The following is a 26,547-nucleotide window of genomic DNA, read 5'->3' as shown; positions in this document are numbered from 1 at the left end:
TTTTTGGTTTTATGGGTTTAACTCGTTTTTAACTACAAAAAAACTCTTAAAGAATGCCCTATATTTGTTCCTTTGTAGCGAATTATGGAACTACAGTTTTTTAAATATCAAGGGACCGGGAACGATTTTGTGATCATTGACAATCGCCAGGAACTATTTCCCAAAAACGACACCCAGCTGGTGGCGCATTTGTGCAATCGGCGGTTTGGGATAGGAGCGGATGGATTGATTCTTCTGGAAAATGACCCCGATACGGACTTTAAGATGGTGTATTTTAATGCCGATGGGGCCGAGGGCAGTATGTGTGGTAATGGAGGAAGATGTTTGGTGGCCTTTGCCCATTTTCTTGGAGTGATCGGTAATGAGACCACCTTCAATGCGGTGGATGGCCTGCACCATGCCACCATTGATGGGGATATGGTAAAATTGAAGATGGTGGATGTGGCCGAGGTTCGCGAAAAGCCCAATTACAGTTTTTTGGATACAGGCTCCCCACACCATGTACAGCTGGTGGAAGATTTGGAGCATTTCAATGTACCCAAGGAAGGGGCCAAGCTCCGATACGGAATCTATGGAAAATCTGGGAGCAACATCAATTTTGTGGAGCAATCATCGGATGATGCCTTTCAGGTGAGAACCTACGAGAGAGGCGTTGAAAACGAAACGCTCTCTTGTGGAACAGGGGTAACGGCCGTGGCCATTGCCATGCACCAATCCGGGAAGACCGCATCCAAAGTTGTAAAGGTGAAAACGCCAGGAGGTAACCTTACCATAAGTTTTGAACAACAGGATGATACCTATACGAACGTCTTTTTACAAGGACCGGCCGTGCAAGTATATAAAGGTGTAATAGTATGTTGACCTTAAAAGGAGAACATATATACCTGAGGGCCTTGGAGCCCACGGACCTGGATTTTCTATATCAGTTGGAAAACGATACTTCCATTTGGGAGATCAGTGGGACCTTACGACCATATTCCAAAAAAGTACTTCGTCTATACTTGGAGAATGCCCACAGGGATATTTATGAGGTAAAGCAATTGCGATTGTGCATCTGTAATACGAACGACCAGTGCATTGGCCTCATTGACGTGTTCGATTTTGACCCGAAGAACCGAAGAGCGGGAATAGGCATTGTGATTGCCAATCCTGAAAATCGAAATAAAGGAGTGGGAGCGGAAGCACTCAATTTGCTATGCGATTATGCCTTCTCCGTTTTGGACCTTCATCAGTTGTATGCCAATATTCTGGAGGAAAACACCAATAGCATCCATTTGTTTGAAAAGTTGGGATTTGAAAGGATAGGGGTAAAAAAGGAATGGATCAGGACCAGTTCAGGGTTCAAGAATGAGATAATGTTTCAAAAGATAAGAACGAATGTACCTTAAAAAAATACTTTGGACAGTGGCCTTGCTTGGGCTTTTGGTATGTGGATTTGTCGCTTACCAAATCTATAATGCCATTTTTAGTCCAAATACACAGTTCAATAACAATGAGGCTTTTGTCTATATTGCCTCGGATGCCACCTTCACAGATGTAAAGTCCAGCTTGGAACCCTTATTGAAAGATTTGTCCACTTTTGAAGCTGTAGCCAAACGAAAAGGCTATGTGACCAATATAAAGGCAGGAAAGTACGCCTTAAAAAAGGGGATGAACAACAACGAGATCATCAATACGTTGCGGAGTGCCAATATTCCGGTTCGGGTATCCTTCAACAATCAAGAGTCCTTGGAGTCTTTGGCCGGTCGTATATCGGAACAGTTGGAAGCGGATAGTGTGTCGCTCGTACAGGCATTCAATGATTCGGATTTCCTTCGCGAAACCAATTTTGATGAAGACAGCAAGTTGGGGATGTACCTTCCCAATACCTACGAATTTTTCTGGAACACCAAGGCAGAAGGCTTCCGCGATAGAATGCTCAAGGAGTATCGTGCATTTTGGAATGAAGAACGTTTACAGAAGGCCAAAGCACAAAACCTAACCCCGGAACAAGTAATTGCCTTGGCAGCCGTGGTACAAAAAGAAACGGCCAAAGTGGATGAACGCCGTAGGGTAGCAGGGGTATATCTCAACCGAATCCGAAAAGGAATCCTGTTGCAGGCCGATCCCACGGTCATTTTTGCCATTAAAAAGGAAACGGGGAATTATGACACCATAATCAAAAGGGTGCTGTATCGCGATCTGGAGATGGATTCCCCATACAATACCTATAAATATGCCGGGGTTCCACCAGGTCCCATAACCATGCCCGATATCTCTTCCATAGAGGCGGTTCTCAATCCGGAAAAGCACGAATATCTCTATTTTGTGGCCGATGTATCCAACTTTGGGTACCATATGTTTGCCAAAACTTTGGCGCAACATAACCGGAATAAAGTGCAATATACCCGATGGCTCAATGAGCAAAAAGTACTCAGATAACGTTATTCATCGTTAATTTTCAGCTATTTAACGTAATTTAGGCCTCTTTTAAGAAAATCTTAGGAGCTTTACACCAATCAACAAGAACACTCCCCCTATCTTTGCCGGCCAAAATTAATTTCAATACGTATATGTATTGAGATCACTAATATGAGCATTATGAAAAGATGGATAGGTTTTATACTACATCTTGCCATGATTGTAGTTTTGACAAGCTTTGGTTCTTATACCCTTACGAAGAAAAGGAACATGGAAGTTCCTGATTTTCTGAAGGTAGAGGAAAACATGGGACTTTTTGCACCTCAGGATTCAGTTGCTGTAAATGAGGTTGATGAAGTGACACCTCCCTTCCTTGGGAAAGCATATTTTGGATTTAAGGAAGCGCTGGCTTTCAAGGAATCCCAAGGGAAATATCACGTTGTAAATACATTGGGCTATTTGGGTAAATATCAGTTTGGGGGAAGTACCTTGAGCTTGATGGGCGTTTATGACATTGAAAGCTTTTTGGATGACCCCATGCTCCAAGAAAAAGCCTTTGACACCAATATTTCACGGAACAAATGGATATTGCGCAGGGACATCAAACGGTTCAAGGGGAAACGCATAGGAGGAGCCGTGGTAACGGAATCCGGTATTTTGGCCGCTGCCCATTTGGCTGGGGCCGGGAATGTGAAGAAGTACCTTCGGTCATATGGTCAAAATGATGTGGCCGATGCCTTTGGGAGTAGCATTTCGTACTACATTAAAAAGTTCTCGGGATATGATGTTTCGATTATACCTCAGAAGAAGAATCCAAAGATTTGATTCGGCAAGAAATAAAGAATGGAAAAGCCCAGAAATATAATTGTTCTGGGTTTTTTTATGCCTGAATGATATAGATGGTGGGACGTTTGTCCAGATCTATGTTGATTTCACTCCACTCGTGGGCACTTTTGGTCTGGATGAACTCCGTAGGAAGCGTAATATCGCAGGCAATGCACAAACGGGTGCTTTTTTGCAGGGTCCTCACCAATTCCTGGACCAACTTATTGTTTCGGTATGGGGTTTCCATAAAAATCTGGGATTGGCCTTTGTCCCTTGAGAGGCGTTCCAGGCTTTTTATCATGGCTTTACGTTCCTTGTTATCAATGGGCAGATAGCCGTTAAAAGCAAAATTTTGCCCGTTCATTCCGCTGGACATCATGGCCATTAAAATGGAGGAGGGGCCTACCAGGGGTACTACTTGGATTCTTCGTTCATGGGCCACCTTGACCACATCGGCGCCAGGATCTGCAATCCCTGGGCACCCTGCTTCGGATAAAAGGCCAATGTTAAAACCATGGATGCAGGGATCTAGATAAGAAGGGATCACGGAAGGGTCAGTATACTTGTTCAGGGATTCTATATGTAAGTCGGGTTGGGATTTGCTTGGGCTCACTTTTTTGATAAAATGCCGAGCTGTTTTCTCATTCTCAACAATATAGTGGTCTATGTTTTCAATGGTGCGCTTAATGGAAATGGGCAGCACTTCAAGCGGGGCATTGTCCCCAAGTGTTGTGGGGATCAAATACACCTTGCCCATGACCAAACCCGGTTTAACCTCTTCTTCCATAGGTTTAATTTAGTTTTTTTGCAATTGCCTCACAAGCCATATCGATCATTTGATATACATCTTCAAAGCCATCCACACCTCCATAGTAAGGGTCGGGTACTTCCTTGATGCCTAGATTGACCTCGTCCAAGAGTAATTTTACCTTGCTCATTTCTTCCGAGCTCTTGGCCAGATCTATCACATTGGCCAGATTGCTTCGGTCCATGACATAAATCCAGTCAAACTCCATAAAATCCATCTCGGAGAATCGCCTGCATTTTTGGGTTCGGATGTCAAGCCCATGCTTTTGGGCCACATCAATGGACCTTTGGTCCGGGGGATTTCCCACATGGTAACCGGCCGTTCCGGCGGAATCCACAAATACTTTGCCCGAATCCACTTTGGATCTTAAAATGCCTTCGGCCAACGGTGATCTGCAAATGTTGCCCAAGCAGACCATCAACACCTTGGTTTTCATTATGTATTGGAGGTTAAGAGAACTTTTTGTTCAAGTCTTCGATATACTTTCGGAACTGCTTGTCGGTTTCCGCGAGGTTGTCCACGGTTTTGCAAGCGTGCAATACGGTGGCGTGATCTCGTTTTCCAATTTGTGAACCGATACTGGCCAAAGAGGCCTTGGTGAACTTTTTGGCAAAGAACATGGCCAATTGTCTGGCTTGGACAATGTGACGTTTTCTGGTTTTGGATTGAAGGGTGGCCACATCCATTTCAAAATAGTCAGAAACCACTTTTTGGATGTAGTCTATGGAAACCTCACGTTTGGTGTTCTTCACGAACTTTTCCACAACTTGCTGGGCCAGTTCCAAGGTTACTTCGCGCTTATTGAAAGAGGATTGTGCAATCAGTGAGATAATGGCGCCTTCCAGCTCGCGAATGTTGGTCTTGATGTTCTTGGCCACATGATCAATGATATCATCGGGCATCTCAACACCATCACGGTACAGCTTGTTCTTTAAAATGGAAATACGGGTTTCGTAATCCGGACTCTGCAATTCGGCGGAAAGTCCCCATTTGAAACGGGACAGCAATCGTTGTTCTATGTCCTGCATATCAACCGGAGCCTTGTCCGAAGTCAGGATGACCTGCTTTCCGTTCTGGTGCAAATGGTTGAATATGTGGAAGAACACATCTTGGGTACCAGATTTACCGGATAGGAACTGTACATCATCTATAATGAGTACGTCGATCAACTGGTAAAAATGGATGAAATCGTTTCGGGTGTTCTTTTTTACGGATTCGATATATTGCTGGGTGAACTTCTCCGCAGAGATATAGAGTACCGTTTTTTCAGGATACTTGTCCTTTATTTCCACCCCAATAGCGTGTGCCAAGTGGGTTTTTCCCAAACCAACACCGCCAAAAACCAAAAGAGGGTTGAAAGAAGTTCCACCCGGTTTGTTGGCCACGGCCATCCCGGCCGATCGAGCCAATCGGTTGGAATCACCTTCCAGGAAATTCTCAAAATTGTAATTGGGGTTTAGTTGGGATTCTATTTTTATGTTCCGTATCCCGGGAATAACGAACGGGTTTTTCAACTCGGGACTTTTGGAGGTAATGGGCACGTCCAATTCCTGGGGTGCTACAGCAGTACGGTTGGAACTTGGAATCTGTTCGGTGAACGGTTCTTTGTTCCCGTACTTGTTTTCCATTTTAATAATGTAAATCAGTTTTGCATTGCTGCCCAGTTCACGCGTCAAGGCTACCTTTAAAAGCTTTACATAATGCTCTTCCAGCCACTCGTAAAAAAACTTGCTGGGAACTTGAATGCTCAGTGCCTTATCGGTCAGCTTGATGGGCTTGATCGGCTCAAACCACGTTTTGAATGCCTGCGGTTGGATATTATCTTCGATAAAAGCCAAACAGTTGTTCCATACGGAATTAGCAGTAACACTCATGAAGTTTTTCCTCGTTTTTTGTTGGTTAGCAATAACACTTTTAGATGTAACATCTAGGGGTATTTAGATGCCCAATGGATGCGACAAATATGTGAACAATTCTTTTAAAAAAAAAATGAATCGCTCATTGAATATTTTGTTTTTTTTTCGCATGTTACCCAAATGTTAACCAAGTCTCTAATATATAATTTTTCAGTTAAAATATGAGGTTAAATTCGCATTCTTTTCGGGTTCGTTATGGAGAAACCGACCAAATGGGGGTAGTTTACCATGGTAATTATGCACAATACTTGGAAATGGGTCGGGTGGAATGGTTAAGGGCGCTTGGAATCACCTACCGAAGCATGGAGGAGAATGAGGTCATGTTACCCGTAATTTCTTTGCAGATTGACTATAAAAAATCTGCGCTTTATGACGATTTGATTACCGTGGAGACTTCCTTGACCAAAAAACCTTTGGTAAAAATAGAGTTCGATTATAAGATCTACAACGAAGCCAAGGAACTTTTGGCCACGGCCCATACCGTTTTGGCGTTTATGGACAAGAAAACCAATCGACCTATTAAATGTCCCGAATACATTTTGGAAAAACTGGAAAGATGATATTTCCATTAAAGCAAAGTCACCTTATATAGGTATAGGTTAAGTCCATTTTCTTGTAGCCTCTGTAAAAAAGCACCGCAGATTAACCTGAACTTGAGTCAGAACTTGAACTTGCACTTGAGCTTGAGCTTGAACTTGAGCTTGCACTTGAGCTTGAACTTGCACTTGCATTTGGGCTTGAGCTTGAACTTGCACTTGAGTTTGCACGTGACCAAACTGTGGTTCCTCACCCCATTTTCTTGATACGTACATGCTGCATCTCTTCAAAAAACTGTTGCGTTTGTTCCGCTTCACTTTCCCGTACTGAAATAATGAGTTCACAGTCCATCTCCATTTTTTGGGAAACCATATCCAAACCACGCTGCTTGATGCCCCGCATGACCTTATCCATTTCAGGGTAGCCAAACCGCAATTGGAATTTTGTGGTCAGGGTCTTCTCAATGATTTTGGAATCTTCAAGGGCCATTTGCGCAGCAGCACGGTAGGCTTGGATCAAACCCCCGACGCCTAACTTGGTCCCTCCAAAAATTCGGGTCACGGTAACCAGTACATTGGTTACATCAAAGGACTGTATCTGTCCATAGATGGGCATTCCGGCAGAATTATTGGGTTCGCCATCATCATTGGCGCGATAGGTGTGTTCCTTCTCGCCCAATTGCCATGCATAGCATACATGGTTGGCGGTATGGTGTTTTTTGCGAAGCTCCTCAACAATGGGTTTTACCTCATCCTCGGATTGGATAGGGAAGGCTTGTGCAAAGAATTTGCTTTTCCGGTCTTTGAAGAGAACCTCGGATGAAGGCCTTGCTATGGTTTTGTAGCGATCATCTTCCATTAAAACAAAGCTACAAGGATTATGCTGAATACGGCCAAAACTACTCCGCCCCAGTTTTTCAAGCTAAGCTTTTCCTTGAACATCAGAATCCCCATAAGGGTGGAAAACATGACGATGGCCACATTGTTCAGCGTGAACAGAGCGGAACTTTCCAACATTTCTGAGCGCAGGGCGCGAATCAAAAAGAAGATGGAAAAGTAATTGGGTACCCCCAGCGCTATCCCGCCCAAAATATTCTTCAGGTTGACCCGTAGTGGATTTTTAACGGATTTCACTCCAATAAAGACCAACCCGGTCAAGGCGGCACAACCGAACACCATGGAAGAGAAGAGAGGAATTTCTTGGGAGGTCAGATGCTGTTCCTCAAAATATTTAATACTCGTATCGATAACCCCTGAACCCAAGAAAACCAAAGCGGGCAATATCAGGTCTCTTTTATGGATGGTGATATGCTGCTCTTTTAGCGAAGCCATATAAACGGCTACGAGGGCTAGCAGAATTCCAATGATCTGCCATGAGGACAAATGCTCTTGATAAAAGAGTACCCCGAACAGTACGGGAATGACCAACGACATTTTAGTGGCCACGGAAGCCACGGATACCCCTGCAACCTGGGCGGTTTTGGCCATCAAGTTGAAAACTGTGATAAAAAGGACTCCCAAGAGTACCGGTCCTATAAACCAAGAAGCTTCGATAATTTTAGATGGTTCTACACGTCCTTCGTAAAGGAGAAGTCCAACGATGCAGGCCACTACATAATTGGTGATGATGGCATAAAGTGTCTGGACCTTGTATACATCAAATAATTTAAAGACCACAAAAATTAGGGTGGAACTCAGAATGCTTAGGGCCAGGTCAATCATTTATAGGTAGTGCTTAAGTTGGGTGATGTCTTCTTGGCCCACCAAAAGGTTCCAGGTTTGGATACCGAGCTCGGCCGCAGCATCCGTGTTCTCTTTGGTGTCGTCCACAAACAAGGTTTCGGATGGGGTTAAGTCGTTTTGCTCCAATACGAATTCAAATATCTCCGCATCAGGTTTGCTCATTCCCATTTCATACGATAGGTAGAACACCTCAAAGGCATCCTTGAACCGATTGAACTTTTCCATTCCCATTTGCTGCTTTATATATTCAATATGTAGGTCATTCGTATTGCTCAATAGGAAAAGGCGGTGTTGGTTTTCTTCGGCCAGTTGTTCCAGAAAGGTAAGTCGCTCATCGGGAAAATCCTTTAAAATGGCATTCCATGCCTGGACCAGGTCATGTTCCCTAGCTTCGGGGAAATACCCTGAGACTTGTTCAAGGAATTTCTGGGAATCCAAGGCTCCTTTTTCGTAGGCTAAAAATAAGAGGCTCAATTCCGGGGTAACGCCCGAAAAACCAAATTTGATCATTTCCCTTGCTGTGGCAGGTTTGTCCAGGTTGATGAATATATCCCCAAAATCAAGTATTATGTTTTTAATCATGTGTAAAGATGGCTAAAGTGTCGGATAAAATGAGTTGTTCTCTTATGGGTTTGTCGTGAAGTTTCGGTGCGGAGGCCCCACTGCCAAAAACCGATGTTCCAGTAAAGACCCGTGCCTCGTCCCATAGATTTTCATTGATAAAGGTTTGAAGGGTACGTGAACCACCTTCAATAATGATACTGGTTATGGAATGTTGATACAGCACATGGCAAATTTGTGCGGCAATGGCCTTCGAAAAATCGATGATCTCATAAACAATACCTTCGCAATAGCGGGTGACGTCATCGACTTGGGTCAAAACAATGGTCTTTACGGTTTGGTCCATGACATGAAAAGTCGAATCAATTCTCAAATCCCTGTCCAAAACCACCCTCACCGGGTTTTTTCCACTCCAATCACGGGTGGTCAGTTTTGGGTTGTCCTCCAAAACGGTATTGGTGCCTACCAAAATGGCCTGTTCCTGACTCCGCCACTGGTGCACCAGTTGTTTGGAGTAGGGATTGGTGATCCAAAAGGGTTCAGGAGTGGCTGTCCTAAGATTTGGGTCCGGTGCGATAAAACCATCTATGGTCTCTGCCCACTTCAATATAATGTAGGGGCGCTTTTTCTCTTGAAAGGTCAAAAATCGCTTAAGGTGCTCGCGACATTCTTTTTCCAAAATCCCAACAGTGACCTTGCAACCCGCCGCTTCCAACTTTTGGATGCCTTTTCCGGCAACCTTGTCGTGGGGATCTTTGATTCCGATGACCACTTCTGGAATGTGATGTTGAATAATCAGGTCGGCGCATGGAGGGGTTTTTCCATAATGGGAGCAGGGCTCCAAGAGAACATACAATGTAGCTTTGGGAAGCAGGCTTTTATCCTTTACGGAATGAATGGCGTTCACCTCGGCATGGGGGCCACCATAAGGACTGGTATATCCCTCACCAATAATCTTTCCTTCATGCACAATAACACAACCCACCATAGGATTCGGAGCAGTGGTGCCCAGCCCCTTTTCGCCCAGTTCTATGCACCGGAGGATGTATTTTTGGTGTATCTTCACCCAACAAAAATAGAACAATAAAACGCAATATGAAGGATGCGGTGATACGGGAAATAACACCGAAGGACAATGCTCAGGTTGCCCAAGTGGTCCGGAAGGTTTTGGAGGATTTGGGGGTGCCCAAGGTAGGAACAGCCTATGCTGATAAGGCCCTGGATGATATGCATGCTGCCTATGATGTGCCCAAATCCACCTACTTTGTTGTGGAGTATGATGGTAGTATTATCGGTTGTGCGGGAATTGCGCCTTTGGAAAACTACGATGGAAATGTGTGTGAACTTCAAAAAATGTACTTTTTGGAAGAAGCTAGGGGGAAGGGGCTTGGAGCACAGATGATCACGACATGTCTGGAGAGGGCCAAGACGTATGGTTTTGAAGCCTGCTATTTGGAGACCATGCCCTATATGGAATCGGCTCAAAAGCTCTATCAGCGTAGCGGTTTCGAATATATTGATGCCCCCATGGGCAATACAGGGCATTATTCCTGTCCGGTCTGGATGCTAAAAAAACTGTAATGCTACTCCAAGAAGTCAAGACCATTTTTCATAAGGAATTGGATGGTATCTACCCCAAAGAGGAAGTGGACGCTTTTTTTTACCGCTGTATTGAACACTACTTGGGATTGCAACGATTTGTATTGGCGGTGAAACCCAACACTACAGTGACCAAAGAAGACGAGCAGCCTCTGTTTGAAGCTTTGGCACAACTGAAGCAAGAACGACCCCTGCAGTATATTTTAGGTACGGCCCATTTCATGGATATGGAGTTTGCCGTCAATGAAGATGTGCTCATTCCCAGACCTGAAACCGAAGAACTGGTACAATGGATTATGGATGATGTGAAAAATCAGAAATCAGAAAGAGAACATCGGACATCAGAAATAAGAATCCTCGATATCGGAACAGGAAGCGGTTGTATTGCCATTGCCCTCGCCAAATACATTCCCACTGCAAAGGTCTATGCCTTGGATATTTCAGAAAAGGCCCTCAAGGTAGCTCGTAAAAATGCCGAAGCCAACTCTGTGGACGTTACCTTTTTAAAACAGAGCATTCTTGAACCTGAACTTGCACTTGAACTTGTACTTGCACCTGAACTTGCGCCTGAACTTGCACTTGGACCTGAACTTGCGCTTGAACTTGAGTTTGATATTGTTGTATCCAATCCACCTTATGTCAGGGAGTTGGAAAAAAAAGAGATAAAGAAAAATGTAGCCGGCCACGAACCCCACTTGGCACTCTTTGTCCCTAATGAGGACCCTTTGCTGTTTTATAGGGCCATTGCCCATTTTGCCAATAAAAACCTGACCAAAAACGGAAGCTTGTATCTGGAAATCAATCAATATCTGGGAGTTGAAACCCAAGCCCTTTTGAAAGCCCATAATTTTTCGGAAATTGAACTCCGAAAAGACATCTTTGGCAATGATAGGATGATCAAGGCGAATCCCAATCCATGAAAAGTATTTCGGTTTTTTGCGGTAGTAGTAATGGAAATGATACCACCATTGTCCGTGCATCGTATGCATTGGGTACATTATTGGCACATGAACATATCACCTTGGTGTACGGTGGGGCCAAAGTGGGTCTTATGGGGCAGGTGGCCAACGGGGCATTGGATCATCAAGGAGAGGTTATTGGGGTGATTCCCGATTTCCTGCGTTCCAAGGAAATTTTCCATGACAGGATTACCGAATTGATCGTAGTGGGGAGCATGCAGGAAAGAAAAATGAAAATGCACGAACTTTCCGAAGGCACTATTGCCCTGCCCGGTGGATTTGGCACCCTTGAAGAATTGTTCGAGATGGTCACCTGGGCACAATTGGGCCTACACACCAAACCCATCGGTATTTTGAATATTAATGGGTATTATGACAAGCTGTTGGAATTTCTGGATGGCATGGTGGCCACAGGATTATTGAAGCAAGAAAACAGGGATATGCTTTTGGTGGATGAAACTTCCGAAGGACTTCTGGACCAGATGAGAGCATACCAGCCTACGGCAACCCCAAAATGGATTAAAAAAGATCAGATATAGCAAATGAGCAACATCGAACAAAAAATCACATCCCTACGGGATGAACTCCGGGAGCACAACTACAAATATTACGTATTGGACCAACCTTCCATTTCGGATTATGAGTTCGATATGAAACTCAAGGAACTTCAGAAACTGGAAGATCAGCATCCCGAGTTCCATGACCCAACATCACCGTCTTTACGGGTTGGGGGAGCGGTGACCAAGAACTTTGAGACCGTGGTGCATGAACATCGGATGTATTCGTTGGATAATTCGTATTCCAAGGAAGATTTGGAGGATTGGGAAAAACGCATCCAACGTATTTTGGGTGATGTGAAGGTGGAATTTACCTGTGAGCTCAAATACGATGGGGCTTCCATAAGCCTTACCTATGAGGACGGACAATTGGTACGGGCGGTGACCCGGGGAGACGGCTTTCAAGGCGATGAGGTCACCACGAACATCAAGACCATCAAATCGGTGCCTTTGCAATTGAAGGGCGATTACCCACAAAAGTTTGACATCCGAGGCGAAATCATTCTCACTCTCGAAGGTTTTGCCAAGATGAACCAAGAACGTATCGAAGCGGGTGAAGATCCTTACATGAATCCACGGAACACGGCATCGGGAAGCCTTAAACTACAGGACAGTGCCTTGGTGGCCCAACGTCCATTGGAGTGCTTGTTGTACAGCATCACCGGGAACAATTTGGGCATCAACACCCAATTTGAGATGCTGGAAAAAGCAAGGCAATGGGGATTTAAGGTGCCTACCGTGGCCAAGTTGTGCAAATCCACCCAGGAAGTGATGCAGTTTGTGGACTATTGGGACACCCATCGTCATAGTCTGCCCTACGAAACTGATGGGGTAGTGGTCAAAGTGAACAATATCCAGCATCAAGAGGAATTGGGGTATACAGCCAAGTCCCCGCGTTGGGCCATGGCCTACAAATTCAAGGCGGAACAGGTATCCACCGTACTCAATGAAATCACTTATCAAGTGGGACGTACCGGAGCCATTACCCCAGTAGCCAATCTGGAACCCGTATTGTTGGCCGGGACAACGGTAAAACGGGCTTCCCTGCACAATGCGGACCAGATTGCCAAGTTGGATGTGCGCGAAGGGGACACCGTTTTTGTGGAAAAGGGAGGGGAGATCATCCCCAAGATTATTGCGGTGGATTTCACGAAGCGTTCTACCGATTCAAAACCTACGGAATACATTACCCATTGCCCGGAATGTGGCACCGAACTGATCAGGAAAGAGGGAGAGGCACAACACTTTTGTCCCAACGACACCGGTTGTCCCACCCAGATTACGGGTAGAATCCAACATTTTATCTCCCGGAAGGCCATGGATATTGAAGGGATGGGGAGCGAAACAGTGGAATTGTTGTTCAAGGAAGGACTGATTGCCAATTATGCCGATTTATATACCCTGACCAAGGAGCAGGTGGTGCCTTTGGAACGAATGGCGGAAAAATCTGCTGAAAATTTGGTGAATGGCGTAGCAGCATCAAAAAGCATCCCTTTTGAAAGGGTTTTGTTCGCTTTGGGAATCCGCTATGTGGGGGAGACCGTTGCCAAAAAATTGGCCAAGGCCTATAAAAATATCGATGCCTTGATGGTGGCCACCCAAGAGGAATTGATCGCTGTGGACGAAATAGGGGAACGGATTGCGGAAAGTGTGATCAATTTCTTTGCGGAACCCACCAACGTGACCCTTGTGGAACGGTTGAAGTCTTACGGATTACAGTTTTCATTGTCCGAAGAACAATTGGAAAATCAAACCGACAAATTGAAGGGACAGACCTTTGTGGTGTCCGGCGTTTTTGAAAGCATCAGCAGAAATGACCTTAAAAAACTCATTGAGGACAATGGAGGCAAGGTAGCCTCCTCTATTTCGTCCAAGACCAGCTTTGTGGTGGCAGGCGACAATATGGGACCCAGTAAAAAGACCAAGGCGGAGAGTTTGGGGGTACCTATCATTTCGGAGCAAGAATTTATGGAAAAAGTAGTGCATGATCCCTGAAAACTATCAGACATTTCAAAAAACTTTGACAGAAGCAAAGCATCCACAAGAATGGCCCTTGGCCCTTCAGGCTTTGTGGTATGATGCCAAAGGGGATTGGGAGGCTTCCCACAATATTGCCCAGGATTTGCATACTACTATGGGTAGTTGGATACACGCCTACCTTCACAGAAAAGAAGGGGACGATTGGAACGCCAAATATTGGTATGGTCAAGCGGGTCTTTCTTTCCCCGGATATGGTTTGGAGGAAGAACTACAGCGGTTGGTGGAAGCCAATCTGTAAACAAAAAAATGCCGACTTTTAGTCGGCATTTCCATAGTACTTTAATAAGTATCACTTTGTGATCATTGTTTGAACAGTTTTACGACTTCACTGGAATTGTCATCATACGTCAATTGAAGGAAGTACAGTCCGGCAGGGCCTTTGGAACTGGATAGATCCAAGGTAGTCTGCGGTCCACTGCTTATTTTCCCTTTGGGAACATTGTATTTGTATCCACCGCCATCAGTAAGAATTGCCTTTTTGATGGATCGTCCCTCTGACAAAGTAACATTTATGCTGCTTGAGAAAGGATTCGGATACACAGCCACAACATTTTCAGCTCCGGCCGAAGGATCATCCCCTCCATCATCCTGCGCATTGGGACTCTCCTTGACTTCGCGGTTCACCTTGCCGTTCCAACCTATGTCATCAAAAATGGAAAGGACAATGGGACCAGGATTATCAAAAGAGGCTCCTGTGGACAAAAATGGAACCATGAGTCCGTTGGTTCCACCGACGTAGGTAAAATAATCCAAGTGCGAATAGCTTGAGCCGGGCAACCAAATATCGGTAAGACCTGGAATTTCGCCACCTAAAATATCAGAATCCAATATGGTGAACACCTGGGCACCTTTACCTTGGGTGGTTCCTTTGATTCGGGGTCCTTTGGCGGTCAAGGGGCCGGAAAGGAGCATATCGCCCAATGTTGTGGTAAAATTCCCGTATTTGTTTTCCTTCAAAATGGATTTTCCATCGGCCGAATAGGCCAATCGATCATAAATGGCAGGGAAAACGGGATTGGGAATGCCAAATCCATAATCTCCGATACCCGTTTCATTGTCAACGAACAGGGAGCCGAAGAAGCCCAGTCCATGGCCCAGTTCGTGCAGCACTACAGACTTAAAGTCGTACATGCCTGCAGGAGTGTTGCCATCGGTGCCATAATACCAGTTAGGAAAAACCGTGCTGAAGTTGGCCACAATGTCATAACTGGTGGGGTTTAAATCTTCACCGGCAAGTTTGTCGGCCAAGGCATCGCCATACCAAGTATCTCTTTCCAATCCAGGGGCGTTGGCAAAAACGCTGGTAGGTCCTGCAGAACCCAATACCCCTTCATCCAACGGCTGAAAAACAGCGGCAACATAAATTGGCACATCCGAGGACAAGAGGCTGGCCCATGCATCCACCGCGGATTGGAATGCCGTGGCGGCAATAATAAAATCTTCCACGGGCAGTGTAGGGTCGAAATTATAATAGTCCACAATAAGGTTGGCGCCCGTGGCCGCTTTTTTAGTGTTCGAAGCAGATTTAAGGCTTCCGTTCACCCGTAGACCGGAGCGGGAGTTGCCAATACTGTGGTGGGTTGCCGCAGCGGCATCGGCTGCGTGGATTTCACAGGCAATATCGCCATTGCTGTTTACCGTCAATTCACTGATGGGTCCCGGAAGGGATTGTTGGCTTTGCGCCCATGAAATGGAGGAGATCAAAAGAAAGCTAAAGAGTAGGGATAAAGGAAGATGTTTGGGGTGTGAGGTAAAAATCTTTTCTTTCATATGTAATGGTTTGTGTGATTCCTCTAAAATGTTAAAAATTTAACAAAAAACAAAAGGTTTGTTCCACTTTTTCAGCCAAATACAGCAAAGCGATCACAAAGCTGTATTTCAACGGATAAATCATTGTTTTTGTCTGATGGATGGCCTTGTAAGTTGAAGTCTAAGTCCAAGTATCAAGTTCAATGGGGACGGTATTGTCCATTGTCCACTGTTTATTGTCCATTGTCCATTGACCCCTATCCGTCAACTCAAACGGGCCATCCGTCAATTCACCGCCCTGAATTACCGGCAAAATGGGCAAATTGTGGTTTTAACCATAAAACAGTTCATCATGAAATTAAAAAAATTGCTCTACACGGCCCTTTTTGCCCTTATGGTGGTTTCTTGCGGTAAGGACGATGCCCCAAAGCCACCGATCGATAAAAACAATGCCCCACAAATTGAGGGTAAGACCTTCAATGTCAATGAGAACATAACGGACGCCCATGTGATCGGTACCGTGGTAGCTTCCGACGATGACGACGATGACTTGGAATTCTCCATCAGCACCAACGACAATGGTCTATTTGAGATCGGTGCCACGGACGGCAAGCTTAGCTTGGCCGCCAACAAAACTTTGGACTATGCTTCCAAACAGCAACACACCATCACGGTGAGTGTGAGCGATGGGGAGCTTTCGGCAAATGCCAATATGACCATCAATGTCACGGAAGCGGAGCAGACCAACCAGCCTCCTACGTTTGAAGAAGAGGGATATACATTTGAATTGGCCGAAAATACTCCCAATGAAAGTGTCTTTGGCACTTTGGGAGCTTCTGACCCGGATGATGACACCTTGGAATATGCCATGGTCCAAGATGATTCGGGACTGTTCATTGTTTATGGGGAGAGTGGTAGCTTGGCCATCAAAGGAGGGAAATCCCTGGATTTTGAAACGGCACAGCAGCACACCTTCACGGTATCTGTAACGGATAATGTAAACGACCTGGTAGAGGTCCAGGTGACCATTACGGTGACCGATGTGGCTGAGGCCCACCCCGATGACAAGGCTGCCTTTGTGACCACGTGGGAAATACAAAATACTGGAGACAATGTAATTTTAAACCTAGATCCAGAGTATTCCTATGATTTTACCATCAATTGGGGGGATGGTACCGTGGAAGAACTAAGCCCGGAAAACCCCACCACCATTAATCACAACTATGCCACAGCGGGGATTTATAAAGTGGCCATAGTGGGGACTTTCCCTTCCTTTTCAATGGTTGAGGATAATGCTGTTACCGATCAGCTGATACGTATGGACCAATGGGGCACCACGGTATGGCAAAAGTTGGCCCATGCATTTTACAATTGCAAAAATATGATGTATTACGCCATGGACGTGCCTGACCTGACCAATGTGGAAAGCCTGTCGTATATGTTCCGTGGAGCCAGTTCTTTCAATGCGGATTTGAACGGATGGAATGTTTCCAATGTAAAATATATGAACTACATGTTTGCCTATGCAGCTGAGTTCAATTCCGATCTGGATCAATGGAAGGTTGAGAATGTGATCACCATGGAAGCTATGTTCAATTTTGCAAGTAAATTTAACGGGAACATTGAAAATTGGAAAGTGGGCAACGTTACCAACATGTATGCCATGTTCTCCAATGCTTCTGAATTTAACAGGGACATCAGTGATTGGGAAACAGGGAAAGTGACCAATATGTTCGCCATGTTTGCCTTTACTCCATTTAACCAGGATATTAGTGGGTGGGACACCGCAGAGGTCACCGTAATGAGCAGTATGTTTCTGGGAGCCGTCCATTTTGACCAAAACCTTGGTGATTGGGATATTGGTAGCATAACGGGCATGGTACAGATGTTCAATAGTGCCGGAATGTCCTCCCTAAATTATGGCAGCACCTTGATAGGTTGGTCACAAAAGGTCAGTAAACCACAGAACATTACATTGGGCGCAATAAATATACCCTATTGTCAGGATGATGCAATTGTTCAAGGTGCCAGGGATATATTGGTGAATTTTGATGGTTGGAATATATTAGGGGATGTAGCTGAAGATTGCGGTATCTAAATTGAACCTAACGGAACCATGCACTGGGAGGCTTTACGGCCTCCCTTTTTTATGTCACCTAGAGTTGAATCCTGAATGGGGTCGAACGGGTAATGGGGGTGTACTTACGGGTACTGTCATTTCGAGGGAGTTTGCGACCGAGAAATCTCTTTTTTGATTGCTCAGATTTCTCCCATGCGGTCGAAATGACGAAAAGGGCAACATGTCATTTCGAAATGAGCGTAGCGATTGAGAAATCTCTTTCCTGTATACAGATTTCTCACGTTACCCTTCGACTGCGCTCAGGATGACAGTTCGAAGTGATCCAAAAAAAACGAGCTGTCATTCCGCACTTGATGCGGAATCCACCGCAATGCCTTTGTGGATATTCGTGTAATTCGTGTCAAAACCACGAAAACTGAGGAACCAAGTATCAAGTTCAATGGGGACGGTATTGTTTATTGCACATGGTCCGTTGATTATGGTTTATTGCCAATTGGTCATTGGAAACCTAAACGGAAATACTCACTCCTTGAGCCGTAGCCTTTTTAGTGGCATCAAAATAAAAATCGATTCGGCCCACATTTAAGCCATAACAGCCTACTTGGTTCACCAGTACGGAATCCCCATTTTGGTTGATGCGGACATCGGGTTTTTCCAAAAAGGTATGGGTGTGGCCACCAATGATCAATTGGGTGTGGCGGGTGCGTTGTGCCAATTGCGTATCGGAAGGGCGTTGTGGATTTTCATAATCGTACCCCAAGTGGGACAAACAGATGATAAGGTCGCACTGTTCCTCTTCCTTGAGTTGGCGTTCCATGTCCGAGGCCATTTCAAACGGGTCCAAATATCGGGTTTCTTTATAGAGACGTTTGGTCACCAGTCCGTCCAAGGCAATGCCGAGGCCATATACCCCAATTTTGATGTCATCCACTACATAGGTTTTGTAAGGTTTCACATAGCCGTCCAGTACCGTGTTGGAAAAATCATAGTTGGCCGATAGCATTTCAAATGAAGCATAGGGCATTTGGGCCAACAGTCCGTCCACGCCATTGTCAAAATCGTGGTTGCCAATGGTGGCGGCGTCATACTTGAGCTTGCTCATCAATTTAAACTCCAGCTCGCCCCCATAAAAATTGAAATAGGGCGTGCCTTGAAAGATATCCCCGGCATCAAAAAGCAAGGTGTTGGGATTCTCATTGCGAATCTGCTCCACCAAAGTCGCTCGTCTTGCCACCCCGCCCAAGTTGGGATATTGGGAGTGGGAGGAAGGAAAGGGGTCTATGTGGCTGTGCACATCATTGGTATGGAGAATGGTGATTTTTTTTTCGCCAAGGTTGGAACAGGAGCTAAGTCCCAGTCCGCCCATACCCACCAAAGTGGATGCGGCAGCCGTGTTGGTGATAAAGTCCCTTCGTTTCATTTAATCCAATTGTATAAATCTATCGTCGACCACAGCATTCAAGGTATCCACTTTTCTAAAATGGTCAATGATGGCATTGCGGAGGTAGTAATCAATATCGGTTGTGGAGATAGTGTCCTTAAAAAAACCAATACTGGGCCCACCCTGCACCAGATAGTCCGAGGTGCCCACAAAATAGGTCCGGGTTTCATCAAAGGGCATGCCTTGGATGTTCACGGATTCCAAACCGCCCTTTTTGTCCAAAACAATCTGCATACCCGAAAAAGGATGCCTTCGGGTAGCATTGATCAAAAAGGAAATAAGTTCCCGCACTGCCGAACCACTCATTTCCACAATGGCAATCCGGTTTTCAAACGGCATGACCTCATAGGCATTACGGGCGCTCACATTTCCTTCGGAAATTATGGAACGGACCCCGCCGTAGTTGAGGACCACAAAATCCAGATCATTACCCGTTCTGGATTTGAATAGGGGTGCGGCTTCCTCAAAAACAATGTCGGCCATAAGGTTGCCCATGGAGGTATTGCGTTTGCCATCATCCAACAAAAAAGGTTTGGGGGCATAGGCCAGGGTGCTGTCGAGCACTTCGTTTATCCGGTTTCTGAACGGGGCAACAAAGGACGTAATGGAATCCACTTCCTCCAATGAAGCATTGATGGGAAGCTGTTTCCCTTCAATTTTTGAAAGTTGCTGAGGTCCCTCTTTGCAGGAAACCACAGAACATAATGTTATAAATATAACAAACTGTTTTAATTTTAAAACACTCACCTGCGTATCTTTGTCATGTAGTCTTGGTAGAATATTTACCTTTGTAAAAATGCATAAAATTATGTTTATAAAGGGGCTCCAAGATAAATTTAAGGTTAAATCAGGGCTTAAATATTTAAAGGAGGAAATGGAAAAACCTCCTGTTCCCGTAAATCGGGAAAAGGGAATTACCAGCATAGGCTGTATAGTGGATGCCGATAATTTCCAGAATGCAGAGGCCTTTTATGAGTTGATCGGTGAATATTCCCTAAAACCCAATGCCATAAAGATCATTGGATACAAACGGGAATACGACAAAAGCTCCCCTTATGCCATTCAAATGTATTGCGATAGGGATTTGGGATGGAAAGGACAAATAGAGAACGGTTATGTTCTGGAGTTTTTGGGAAGGGAATATGATATGTTGATCAATTATTATGAGGAGGACAACCTCATGATGAAGTTGTTGTCCGTAAAGGCCCAAGCCCGATTAAAAGTAGGTTTGGGAACCCAAGACCCCAAAGTCAATGATTTGATCTTGAGTACACCTTTGAAGGATTTTGAGTTGTTCAAAGGAGAGTTAAAAAAATACTTGAAGGTTCTAAAAGAATTGTAATGGAACAGTTGGTAGGAACGGGAGTTGCTTTGGTAACCCCCTTTACAGAAGATTTTTCGGTTGATGTGAACGCCTTGGAGCAGATTGTGGAGCACAATATCCAAGGTGGGGTAGACTATCTTGTGGTCATGGGGACCACGGGGGAATCCGCTACCTTGTCCAAGGCCGATAAACTTTTGGCCATGGATGTTGTAGTGCGTACCAATGCGGGGAGATTGCCCTTGGTATTGGGAGTGGGGGGAAACAACACCGCTGCGGTTGCGGAGGAATTGAGTACCCTTGACCTATCCGATTTTGATGCCATACTGTCCGTTTCCCCGTATTACAACAAACCTACCCAGGAAGGTATCTATCAACATTTCAAGGCCATAGCAAAAGCTTCCCCAAAACCTATCATACTATACAACGTACCCTCCCGAACAGGAAGCAACATGTTGCCGGAGATCACATTGCGACTGGCCCATGATGTTCCCAATATTATTGGCATCAAGGAAGCTTGTGGAGATATGGTGCAGATCGATAAGATCATCAAAGGAAAGCCTGAGGACTTCATGGTTATCTCTGGGGATGACTTTACGGCATTGCCTACCGTTTTGGCGGGTGGCGCAGGCGTGATCTCTGTTTTGGGACAGGGATTGCCCGGTCAATTTTCCAAAATGATCAACCTTGGGTTGGAGGAGAGTGTGGATGAGGCCTATCAAATTCACCACAGCCTGTTGCCTTTGATGCAGCTTATTTTTGAGGAAGGTAACCCTGCCGGGATAAAAAGTGTCTTTGAAAGCCTTGGGCTTTGCGGGTCTACGGTACGCTTGCCCTTGGTGGATGCCACAGCTTCGCTCAAGACCAGAATCGGTACTTTTTTACGGGCAATGGACACGGCCCATGCCTAAATAAAGTTAAAAGTTGCCCAAAACCTTGGTGAGTGGCCATGGTACCCCTTACTTTTGGGTACCAAATTCTTTTTTTAAATCCGTTCATTATCACTAATTTTGCAAAATGTTTTTGAAAATGAGGTCCATTCTCCCTTTTCTGTTTGCGATAGTTTTTCTTTCGTCCTGTAGCGAGTATCAAAAAGCGCTTAAAAATGAGGACGTAAAGACCAAATATGACATGGCCGAAAAACTCTATGAGGAAGGCGACTATAAAAGAGCCGTCCGATTGTTTGAGCAGATTGCCCCAAAGTATGTGGGAAGACCACAAGGTGAAAGGGTGATGTTCTTTTTCGCCGACAGCTACTTCCAGAACAAGGACTATTATCTTTCGGGGTATCAGTTTGAACGTTTCATGAAATCCTATCCCAAGAGCGAAAAGATACAGGAGGCCAGTTTTATGGGGGCTAAAAGCTATTACATGCTTTCCCCGGCCTATTCCTTGGACCAGACGGATACCGATAAGGCCTTGGCCAAACTCCAGACCTTCATCAATACCTATCCGGAATCGGAACATTTTGAAGAGGCCAATACCATGGCCAAGGAGTTGACCTCCAAAAAGGAGAAAAAACAGATAGAGATTGCCAAACAGTTCAATAAATTGGGTGCTTGGGATTATTCCATATTGGTTTCCGCGATTACCGCATTGGATAACTTTGTTTCGGACAATCCAGGTTCCATATACAGGGAAGAGGCATTGTACTACCGTATCGAAGCTACAGCCACATTGGCCCTGAACAGTGTGGACAATAAAAAAGAAGAGCGTCTAAGAGACGCTCTTGATTCGTATAAAAATCTATTGCGCTACTATCCTGAATCAAAGTTTAAGAAGAAAGCGGACGATTTATCCGATAAGATTCAAAAGGAGTTGAGCGCAGTTACCGTTATTTCCGATTCCAAATAAATAGTTTTTTAAAACAGTTGCACATGCAAGATTTGAAAAATACAAAAGCCCCGGTTTCCACAGTGACCTTGAACAGAAATGAGTTCGATGACAAGACCGGGAACATTTATGAAGCCATTTCCATAGCTTCCAAACGTGCCATCCAGATCAATTCCGAGATCAAAAAGGAATTGTTGGAAAAGTTGGAGGAGTTCGCCACTTACAGCGATAGCTTGGAAGAGGTTTTTGAGAACAAGGAGCAGATCGAGGTTTCCAAGTTCTACGAAAAATTGCCAAAACCACATGCCTTGGCCGTATTGGAGTGGTTGGAAGACAAAATCTACTACAGGAATACAGAGAAAGACGCCTAAGAAATGTTGGGCGGTAAAAATATCCTTTTAGGTATTACCGGGGGAATTGCCGCCTATAAGACCACATTTCTGGTCAGGTTATTGATAAAAGCTGGTGCCCAGGTCAAAATAGTGATGACCCAGAGTGCCGGCTCTTTTGTTTCTCCCCTTACGCTATCCACCTTGTCCAAAAATCCGGCGCTCACCGATTTCGTCAATGAGGAAGATGACAGTATCTCATGGAACAACCATGTGGAGCTCGGTCTGTGGGCCGATATTATGCTCATAGCCCCTGCAACGGCAAATACCCTTTCCAAAATGGCCAATGGGGTATGCGACAATCTGCTTTTGGCCACCTATCTATCTGCTAAATGTCCGGTGTACTATGCCCCGGCCATGGATTTGGACATGTATCAGCACCCTTCTACCAAAGCTTCCATTGAAAAATTGGAGTCATTTGGGAACATCCTTATTCCGGCTGAGTCTGGGGAACTGGCTAGCGGATTGCATGGTGAAGGCCGTATGGCGGAACCAGAAAACATTGTAAGTTTTCTTCAAAACCATTTGGCCGAAGGACTGCCCCTTAGCGGAAAGAAAGTACTCATCACGGCAGGGCCTACCCACGAAGCTTTGGACCCTGTACGCTTTTTGGGTAACCGATCTTCCGGGACCATGGGTTTTGAACTGGCCAAGAAAGCGGCCGATTTGGGAGCAGAGGTAATTTTGGTCTCCGGGCCTACGAATCTGTCCATAGAGCACCCTTCTGTTACATTGATAAGAATCACTTCGGCCCAAGAAATGTACGATGCCTGCCATGAACACTATGCCAAAACCGATATTGCCATTTGTGCGGCGGCCGTGGCCGACTATCGCCCCAAGCATGTGGTCAAAGAGAAAATGAAAAAGAAGGAAGGCGATTTGCATATTGAATTGGAGCGGAATCCGGATATTCTTCTTTCATTGGGAGAAAGCAAGATCCATCAGTTTTTGGTCGGATTTGCCTTGGAGACGGAAAATGAACTTGACAATGCCAAAGGCAAACTGCAGCGCAAGAATCTTGATGCCATTATATTGAACTCCCTGAAGGATGATGGGGCAGGTTTTGGTGGGGCCACCAATAAAATTACCTTCATTGATAAGAATTTGGGGATAAAAACGTTTGGATTGAAGACGAAGCCCGAAGTGGCCTCGGATATTTGGGAAGAAATCATTGCAGCGATCCATGCGTAACATATTAGTGTCCACTTTTTTTCTATTTGTTTCTTTGGCGGTTTCCGCGCAGGAACTCAATTGCGTAATTACCGTCAATTCGGACCAAGTGGGTCAGACCAATCAACAGATTTTTAGGACATTGGAACGTTCATTGAATGATTTTGTGAACAACACCAAGTGGACCAATAGGGTCTATCGGGAGAACGAAAGGGTCAGTGCCCGGATGTTCATTACGGTGACCCAGTACGAATCCGATCGTTTTGAGGCCAATATCCAGATACAGTCCTCCCGTCCGGTTTTCAATACATCCTATGAAAGCCCGGTTTTTAATTACAAGGACGATGCTTTTAATTTCCAGTACCAAGAATTTCAACCGTTAGTGTACAACCCCAATGTGTTCGATTCCAACTTGGTAGGAGTCATCTCATACTACGTCTATGTGGTCCTGGGCTTGGATGCCGATACATTTTCCTTGGAAGGAGGAAGTGACCATTACCGAAAGGCCCAAAACATTGTTACCCAGGCGCAGGGTTCCAACTACAGCGGATGGAGCCAGGAAACTGGGGAACGGACCCGTTTTGAGTTGGTGGACAACCTTATGGGCAATTCGTTCCGGGAATACCGTATTGCCATGTACAATTACCATAGAAAGGGACTGGATATCCTTGGGGACAACAACAGCACCGGAAAGCAGGTGATCGCTGGGAGTCTTCGTTTGTTCGAGACCTTGATCAAAAGACGCCCCAATGCCTTCTTGATCCAGACTTTCTTCGATGCCAAATCGGAGGAAATCCAAAATATCTTTTCCGATGGTCCCAAGATCGATATTGTAAAGCTCAAGGAAACCTTGAACAAAGTGGCCCCATTTTATTCCAATACCTGGAACGAAATAAATTACTAGCGCAGTTCTCCAAAGACATTTATCTTTACGGAGAAAATATTCCAATTTGCTAGCAAATCTTTCCATCCAAAACTACGCTTTGATTGACGACGTCAATGTCACCTTTTCCAATGGTTTCACCACCATTACTGGGGAGACAGGGGCAGGGAAATCTATTTTGTTGGGAGGTCTTTCCTTGGTTTTGGGCAAACGGGCCGATTTGTCTTCGCTCAAAAACACGGAGCAGAAATGTGTGATCGAGGCAGAATTCGACATCTCCAAATATGGATTGAAGCCTTTTTTTACGGAAAATGATTTGGACTATGAGGACAGGACCATTGTGCGTAGGGAGATTTTGCCCAGCGGTAAGTCAAGGGCTTTTGTCAATGATACCCCGGTTACTTTGGATGTGCTCAAAGCATTGGGCGATCGGTTGGTGGATGTGCATTCCCAGCACCAGACCCTCCGTTTAACGGAAAACGATTTTCAATTGAAGGTGGTGGATGCACTCGCGGCAAATTCAGAAAACCTACAGCAATACAAGGTCCATTTGGGCCAACATACCAAGGCTTCAAAAGAATTACGGGAATTGGAGGATTTTCAATCCAATGCCGATAAGGAGCACGAGTACAATAGCTTTCTATTACAAGAATTGGAAGCAGCCAAGTTAAAACTTGGAATGCAGGAAGAGCTGGAGGATGAATACGAGCAGTTGAGCAATGTAGAGCAGATCATGGAGCAACTGGCGGCCGGATACCAGCTATTGAATGAGGAACAACTGGGGATTTTGGGACGTTTGGCCGATTTGAAACGGGCCTTTCAAAGCCTGTCAGGTTTTGGTTCCGCCTATGCATCCCTTAACGATAGGATACAATCCGTCTTTATTGAGACCGATGATATTGCCACGGAGTTGGAAAGCATGAAGGATGCCGTGGAGGCCAATCCGGAGCGTTTGGAAACCGTCAATGGACAATTACAGCAGTTGTACGATCTGCAGAAAAAGCACCATGCGGCTACTGTGGAAGAACTTATCGCCATACGGGAAGAACTGTCCCAAAAAGTAGAGGCGGTCGCCAATATTGAGGCAAACATTGAAGCCAAAAGGGCAGAGGTTGCCCAAATCACCAAACAAGTGGATGATTGGGCCGGAAAAATAAGTAAGGCCCGGCAATCGGTCATTCCGCAACTTAAAGATATGTTGCAAGAGAACCTGTCCGACTTGGGTATGCCTTCAGCAAGTTTTAAGATTGAGGTAAATCCGACCGAAACCTTCAAAGCAAACGGCAAGGACGATTTGGTCTTTTTGTTCTCGGCCAATAAGGGTTCGAACTACGGAGAATTGAAAAAGGTAGCTTCAGGCGGGGAACTGTCCCGGATCATGCTCACCATAAAGTCCATTTTGGCCACTTACGAACAATTGCCCACCATGATGTTCGATGAAATCGACACGGGGGTTTCCGGGGAAATTTCAAACAAAATGGGAGAGATCATGCAACAGATGAGCAAGACCATGCAGGTATTTTCCATCACCCACTTGCCCCAAGTGGCCTCAAAGGGCCAGCATCAATTTAAAGTGTTCAAGGAAGAGCAGGAGGGGAGTACCAGTACCCAAATGAAAAAGCTCAGTGTTGACGAACGTGTCCAGGAATTGGCCGAGATGTTGGGAGGCAAGTCCCTGTCCGAATCGGCCTTGGCCCATGCAAGGCAGCTTTTGCAGTAAGGGTATAGACCATACAT

28 protein-coding genes are annotated in these 26,547 nt (G+C 45.2%); 18 read left to right on the top strand and 10 right to left on the bottom strand.

Annotated elements, in window-relative coordinates:
• The first annotated feature begins 84 nt into the window (after positions 1-84).
• The 4 genes from dapF (at position 85) to ACPD8L_RS05045 (ending at position 3,225) form a co-directional block, all read left to right on the top strand.
• Positions 85-861, top strand: a complete 777-nt coding sequence (dapF, locus tag ACPD8L_RS05060; RefSeq protein ID WP_423942334.1) for a diaminopimelate epimerase — start codon at positions 85-87, stop codon at positions 859-861.
• The gene (locus ACPD8L_RS05055; RefSeq protein WP_293301071.1) at positions 855-1,388 is read left to right on the top strand and encodes a GNAT family N-acetyltransferase; all 534 of its coding nucleotides are present in this window, start codon (positions 855-857) and stop codon (positions 1,386-1,388) included. The genes dapF and ACPD8L_RS05055 overlap by 7 nt, the downstream gene beginning before the upstream one ends.
• Positions 1,378-2,421 (top strand): endolytic transglycosylase MltG, encoded by a 1,044-nt coding sequence (gene mltG, locus ACPD8L_RS05050; protein WP_423942332.1) that lies wholly within the window; start codon positions 1,378-1,380, stop codon positions 2,419-2,421. The genes ACPD8L_RS05055 and mltG overlap by 11 nt, the downstream gene beginning before the upstream one ends.
• A gap of 195 nt (positions 2,422-2,616) precedes the next feature.
• A complete protein-coding gene (locus ACPD8L_RS05045) occupies positions 2,617-3,225 on the top strand; it encodes a hypothetical protein (protein WP_423942330.1) in 609 nt (202 codons plus the stop codon).
• A gap of 55 nt (positions 3,226-3,280) precedes the next feature.
• Here the strand turns inward: ACPD8L_RS05045 and ACPD8L_RS05040 are convergent, their stop codons facing one another.
• Genes ACPD8L_RS05040 through dnaA form a run of 3 tightly spaced genes read right to left on the bottom strand, consistent with a single transcriptional unit; the run spans position 3,281 to position 5,907 of the window.
• Entirely contained in the window at positions 3,281-4,012 is a 732-nt protein-coding gene (locus ACPD8L_RS05040; protein ID WP_116217914.1) for an SAM-dependent methyltransferase, read from the bottom strand.
• Between the two features lie 4 nt (positions 4,013-4,016).
• Positions 4,017-4,469: a low molecular weight protein-tyrosine-phosphatase gene (locus ACPD8L_RS05035; protein ID WP_423942328.1), complete on the bottom strand. Its 453-nt coding sequence runs from the start codon at positions 4,467-4,469 to the stop codon at positions 4,017-4,019.
• Positions 4,470-4,482: 13 nt separating this feature from the next.
• Positions 4,483-5,907, bottom strand: a complete 1,425-nt coding sequence (dnaA, locus tag ACPD8L_RS05030) for a chromosomal replication initiator protein DnaA (RefSeq protein ID WP_116217912.1) — start codon at positions 5,905-5,907, stop codon at positions 4,483-4,485.
• Positions 5,908-6,110: 203 nt separating this feature from the next.
• Here dnaA and ACPD8L_RS05025 point away from each other — a divergent pair, with 203 nt between their 5' ends.
• Positions 6,111-6,509, top strand: coding sequence for an acyl-CoA thioesterase (locus ACPD8L_RS05025; protein ID WP_423942327.1), 399 nt, complete (start codon positions 6,111-6,113; stop codon positions 6,507-6,509).
• 226 nt (positions 6,510-6,735) lie between these two features.
• On the opposite strand, the gene ACPD8L_RS05020 is transcribed toward ACPD8L_RS05025, so the two are convergent.
• The 4 genes from ACPD8L_RS05020 to ribD are packed head-to-tail and all read right to left on the bottom strand — an operon-like array spanning position 6,736 to position 9,855.
• Positions 6,736-7,344, bottom strand: a complete 609-nt coding sequence (locus ACPD8L_RS05020) for an IMPACT family protein (RefSeq protein ID WP_423942325.1) — start codon at positions 7,342-7,344, stop codon at positions 6,736-6,738.
• Complete coding sequence (locus tag ACPD8L_RS05015) at positions 7,344-8,207, bottom strand: EamA family transporter (RefSeq protein ID WP_423942323.1); 864 nt, start codon at positions 8,205-8,207, stop codon at positions 7,344-7,346. Before ACPD8L_RS05015 ends, ACPD8L_RS05020 begins: the two co-directional genes overlap by 1 nt.
• On the bottom strand, positions 8,208-8,810 hold the full coding sequence (locus tag ACPD8L_RS05010) for an HAD family hydrolase (RefSeq protein WP_423942321.1): 603 nt from the start codon (positions 8,808-8,810) through the stop codon (positions 8,208-8,210).
• Complete coding sequence (gene ribD / locus ACPD8L_RS05005) at positions 8,803-9,855, bottom strand: bifunctional diaminohydroxyphosphoribosylaminopyrimidine deaminase/5-amino-6-(5-phosphoribosylamino)uracil reductase RibD (RefSeq protein WP_423942319.1); 1,053 nt, start codon at positions 9,853-9,855, stop codon at positions 8,803-8,805. Before ribD ends, ACPD8L_RS05010 begins: the two co-directional genes overlap by 8 nt.
• Positions 9,856-9,884: 29 nt before the next feature.
• On the opposite strand from ribD, the gene ACPD8L_RS05000 reads away from it, so the two are divergent.
• From ACPD8L_RS05000 to ACPD8L_RS04980, 5 genes are read left to right on the top strand one after another with little or no spacing between them, the layout of a single operon-like run.
• Complete coding sequence (locus ACPD8L_RS05000) at positions 9,885-10,370, top strand: GNAT family N-acetyltransferase (RefSeq protein WP_293301051.1); 486 nt, start codon at positions 9,885-9,887, stop codon at positions 10,368-10,370.
• On the top strand, positions 10,370-11,308 hold the full coding sequence (prmC, locus tag ACPD8L_RS04995) for a peptide chain release factor N(5)-glutamine methyltransferase (RefSeq protein ID WP_423942317.1): 939 nt from the start codon (positions 10,370-10,372) through the stop codon (positions 11,306-11,308). Before ACPD8L_RS05000 ends, prmC begins: the two co-directional genes overlap by 1 nt.
• Complete coding sequence (locus ACPD8L_RS04990; RefSeq protein WP_293301047.1) at positions 11,305-11,886, top strand: LOG family protein; 582 nt, start codon at positions 11,305-11,307, stop codon at positions 11,884-11,886. Before prmC ends, ACPD8L_RS04990 begins: the two co-directional genes overlap by 4 nt.
• 3 nt (positions 11,887-11,889) lie before the next feature.
• On the top strand, positions 11,890-13,899 hold the full coding sequence (gene ligA / locus ACPD8L_RS04985) for an NAD-dependent DNA ligase LigA (protein ID WP_423942315.1): 2,010 nt from the start codon (positions 11,890-11,892) through the stop codon (positions 13,897-13,899).
• Positions 13,900-13,924: 25 nt separating this feature from the next.
• On the top strand, positions 13,925-14,182 hold the full coding sequence (locus ACPD8L_RS04980; protein ID WP_423942314.1) for a hypothetical protein: 258 nt from the start codon (positions 13,925-13,927) through the stop codon (positions 14,180-14,182).
• A gap of 62 nt (positions 14,183-14,244) precedes the next feature.
• On the opposite strand, the gene ACPD8L_RS04975 is transcribed toward ACPD8L_RS04980, so the two are convergent.
• Complete coding sequence (locus ACPD8L_RS04975) at positions 14,245-15,714, bottom strand: hypothetical protein (RefSeq protein ID WP_423942313.1); 1,470 nt, start codon at positions 15,712-15,714, stop codon at positions 14,245-14,247.
• A 331-nt stretch (positions 15,715-16,045) separates the two neighbouring features.
• Between ACPD8L_RS04975 and ACPD8L_RS04970 the strand changes: the two genes are divergently transcribed.
• The gene (locus ACPD8L_RS04970) at positions 16,046-17,791 is read left to right on the top strand and encodes a BspA family leucine-rich repeat surface protein (RefSeq protein ID WP_423942311.1); all 1,746 of its coding nucleotides are present in this window, start codon (positions 16,046-16,048) and stop codon (positions 17,789-17,791) included.
• 490 nt (positions 17,792-18,281) lie between these two features.
• Here ACPD8L_RS04970 and ACPD8L_RS04965 read toward each other — a convergent pair whose 3' ends face one another.
• Together ACPD8L_RS04965 and ACPD8L_RS04960 are read right to left on the bottom strand one after the other, a co-directional pair.
• Positions 18,282-19,193 (bottom strand): bifunctional metallophosphatase/5'-nucleotidase, encoded by a 912-nt coding sequence (locus tag ACPD8L_RS04965; RefSeq protein WP_423942309.1) that lies wholly within the window; start codon positions 19,191-19,193, stop codon positions 18,282-18,284.
• Positions 19,194-19,910, bottom strand: a complete 717-nt coding sequence (locus ACPD8L_RS04960) for a 5'-nucleotidase C-terminal domain-containing protein (protein ID WP_423942307.1) — start codon at positions 19,908-19,910, stop codon at positions 19,194-19,196. It abuts the gene before it with no gap.
• Positions 19,911-20,010: 100 nt separating this feature from the next.
• Here ACPD8L_RS04960 and ACPD8L_RS04955 point away from each other — a divergent pair, with 100 nt between their 5' ends.
• From ACPD8L_RS04955 to recN, 7 genes are all read left to right on the top strand, one after another.
• On the top strand, positions 20,011-20,556 hold the full coding sequence (locus ACPD8L_RS04955) for a DUF6913 domain-containing protein (RefSeq protein WP_423942306.1): 546 nt from the start codon (positions 20,011-20,013) through the stop codon (positions 20,554-20,556).
• On the top strand, positions 20,556-21,446 hold the full coding sequence (dapA, locus tag ACPD8L_RS04950) for a 4-hydroxy-tetrahydrodipicolinate synthase (protein WP_423942304.1): 891 nt from the start codon (positions 20,556-20,558) through the stop codon (positions 21,444-21,446). The genes ACPD8L_RS04955 and dapA overlap by 1 nt, the downstream gene beginning before the upstream one ends.
• 106 nt (positions 21,447-21,552) lie before the next feature.
• The gene (locus ACPD8L_RS04945) at positions 21,553-22,389 is read left to right on the top strand and encodes an outer membrane protein assembly factor BamD (protein WP_421809578.1); all 837 of its coding nucleotides are present in this window, start codon (positions 21,553-21,555) and stop codon (positions 22,387-22,389) included.
• Positions 22,390-22,412: 23 nt separating this feature from the next.
• Positions 22,413-22,739, top strand: coding sequence for a DNA-directed RNA polymerase subunit omega (locus tag ACPD8L_RS04940; protein WP_116217893.1), 327 nt, complete (start codon positions 22,413-22,415; stop codon positions 22,737-22,739).
• A gap of 3 nt (positions 22,740-22,742) precedes the next feature.
• Complete coding sequence (coaBC, locus tag ACPD8L_RS04935; RefSeq protein WP_423942303.1) at positions 22,743-23,948, top strand: bifunctional phosphopantothenoylcysteine decarboxylase/phosphopantothenate--cysteine ligase CoaBC; 1,206 nt, start codon at positions 22,743-22,745, stop codon at positions 23,946-23,948.
• Positions 23,941-24,831, top strand: coding sequence for a type IX secretion system protein PorD (porD, locus tag ACPD8L_RS04930; protein WP_421809576.1), 891 nt, complete (start codon positions 23,941-23,943; stop codon positions 24,829-24,831). The genes coaBC and porD overlap by 8 nt, the downstream gene beginning before the upstream one ends.
• Before the next feature lie 46 nt (positions 24,832-24,877).
• Positions 24,878-26,530, top strand: coding sequence for a DNA repair protein RecN (gene recN, locus ACPD8L_RS04925; RefSeq protein WP_421809575.1), 1,653 nt, complete (start codon positions 24,878-24,880; stop codon positions 26,528-26,530).
• The last annotated feature ends 17 nt before the right edge of the window (positions 26,531-26,547 follow it).

Source organism: Flagellimonas algicida (assembly GCF_049629585.1).
Lineage (GTDB): Bacteria > Bacteroidota > Bacteroidia > Flavobacteriales > Flavobacteriaceae > Flagellimonas.
Note: the sequence above shows the minus strand (reverse complement) of the source record. Positions and strands in the feature narration are given on the sequence as shown.

Excerpts from the sequence above, each read along its gene's own strand:
- ACPD8L_RS05055 (WP_293301071.1), top strand. The coding sequence starts at position 855 with ATGTTGACCTTAAAAGGAGAACATATATACCTGAGGGCCTTGGAGCCC.
- ACPD8L_RS05025 (WP_423942327.1), top strand. The coding sequence starts at position 6,111 with ATGAGGTTAAATTCGCATTCTTTTCGGGTTCGTTATGGAGAAACCGAC.
- ACPD8L_RS04940 (WP_116217893.1), top strand. The coding sequence starts at position 22,413 with ATGCAAGATTTGAAAAATACAAAAGCCCCGGTTTCCACAGTGACCTTG.
- ACPD8L_RS05000 (WP_293301051.1), top strand. The coding sequence starts at position 9,885 with ATGAAGGATGCGGTGATACGGGAAATAACACCGAAGGACAATGCTCAG.
- dapA (WP_423942304.1), top strand. The coding sequence starts at position 20,556 with ATGGAACAGTTGGTAGGAACGGGAGTTGCTTTGGTAACCCCCTTTACA.
- ligA (WP_423942315.1), top strand. The coding sequence starts at position 11,890 with ATGAGCAACATCGAACAAAAAATCACATCCCTACGGGATGAACTCCGG.
- ACPD8L_RS05040 (WP_116217914.1), bottom strand. The coding sequence starts at position 4,012 with ATGGAAGAAGAGGTTAAACCGGGTTTGGTCATGGGCAAGGTGTATTTG.
- ACPD8L_RS05020 (WP_423942325.1), bottom strand. The coding sequence starts at position 7,344 with ATGGAAGATGATCGCTACAAAACCATAGCAAGGCCTTCATCCGAGGTT.
- dapF (WP_423942334.1), top strand. The coding sequence starts at position 85 with ATGGAACTACAGTTTTTTAAATATCAAGGGACCGGGAACGATTTTGTG.
- porD (WP_421809576.1), top strand. The coding sequence starts at position 23,941 with ATGCGTAACATATTAGTGTCCACTTTTTTTCTATTTGTTTCTTTGGCG.
- ACPD8L_RS04990 (WP_293301047.1), top strand. The coding sequence starts at position 11,305 with ATGAAAAGTATTTCGGTTTTTTGCGGTAGTAGTAATGGAAATGATACC.
- coaBC (WP_423942303.1), top strand. The coding sequence starts at position 22,743 with ATGTTGGGCGGTAAAAATATCCTTTTAGGTATTACCGGGGGAATTGCC.
- mltG (WP_423942332.1), top strand. The coding sequence starts at position 1,378 with ATGTACCTTAAAAAAATACTTTGGACAGTGGCCTTGCTTGGGCTTTTG.
- ACPD8L_RS04975 (WP_423942313.1), bottom strand. The coding sequence starts at position 15,714 with ATGAAAGAAAAGATTTTTACCTCACACCCCAAACATCTTCCTTTATCC.
- ACPD8L_RS04945 (WP_421809578.1), top strand. The coding sequence starts at position 21,553 with ATGTTTTTGAAAATGAGGTCCATTCTCCCTTTTCTGTTTGCGATAGTT.
- ACPD8L_RS04970 (WP_423942311.1), top strand. The coding sequence starts at position 16,046 with ATGAAATTAAAAAAATTGCTCTACACGGCCCTTTTTGCCCTTATGGTG.
- ACPD8L_RS05035 (WP_423942328.1), bottom strand. The coding sequence starts at position 4,469 with ATGAAAACCAAGGTGTTGATGGTCTGCTTGGGCAACATTTGCAGATCA.
- ACPD8L_RS04955 (WP_423942306.1), top strand. The coding sequence starts at position 20,011 with ATGCATAAAATTATGTTTATAAAGGGGCTCCAAGATAAATTTAAGGTT.
- ACPD8L_RS05015 (WP_423942323.1), bottom strand. The coding sequence starts at position 8,207 with ATGATTGACCTGGCCCTAAGCATTCTGAGTTCCACCCTAATTTTTGTG.
- ACPD8L_RS05010 (WP_423942321.1), bottom strand. The coding sequence starts at position 8,810 with ATGATTAAAAACATAATACTTGATTTTGGGGATATATTCATCAACCTG.
- prmC (WP_423942317.1), top strand. The coding sequence starts at position 10,370 with ATGCTACTCCAAGAAGTCAAGACCATTTTTCATAAGGAATTGGATGGT.
- dnaA (WP_116217912.1), bottom strand. The coding sequence starts at position 5,907 with ATGAGTGTTACTGCTAATTCCGTATGGAACAACTGTTTGGCTTTTATC.
- ACPD8L_RS05045 (WP_423942330.1), top strand. The coding sequence starts at position 2,617 with ATGATTGTAGTTTTGACAAGCTTTGGTTCTTATACCCTTACGAAGAAA.
- ACPD8L_RS04965 (WP_423942309.1), bottom strand. The coding sequence starts at position 19,193 with ATGAAACGAAGGGACTTTATCACCAACACGGCTGCCGCATCCACTTTG.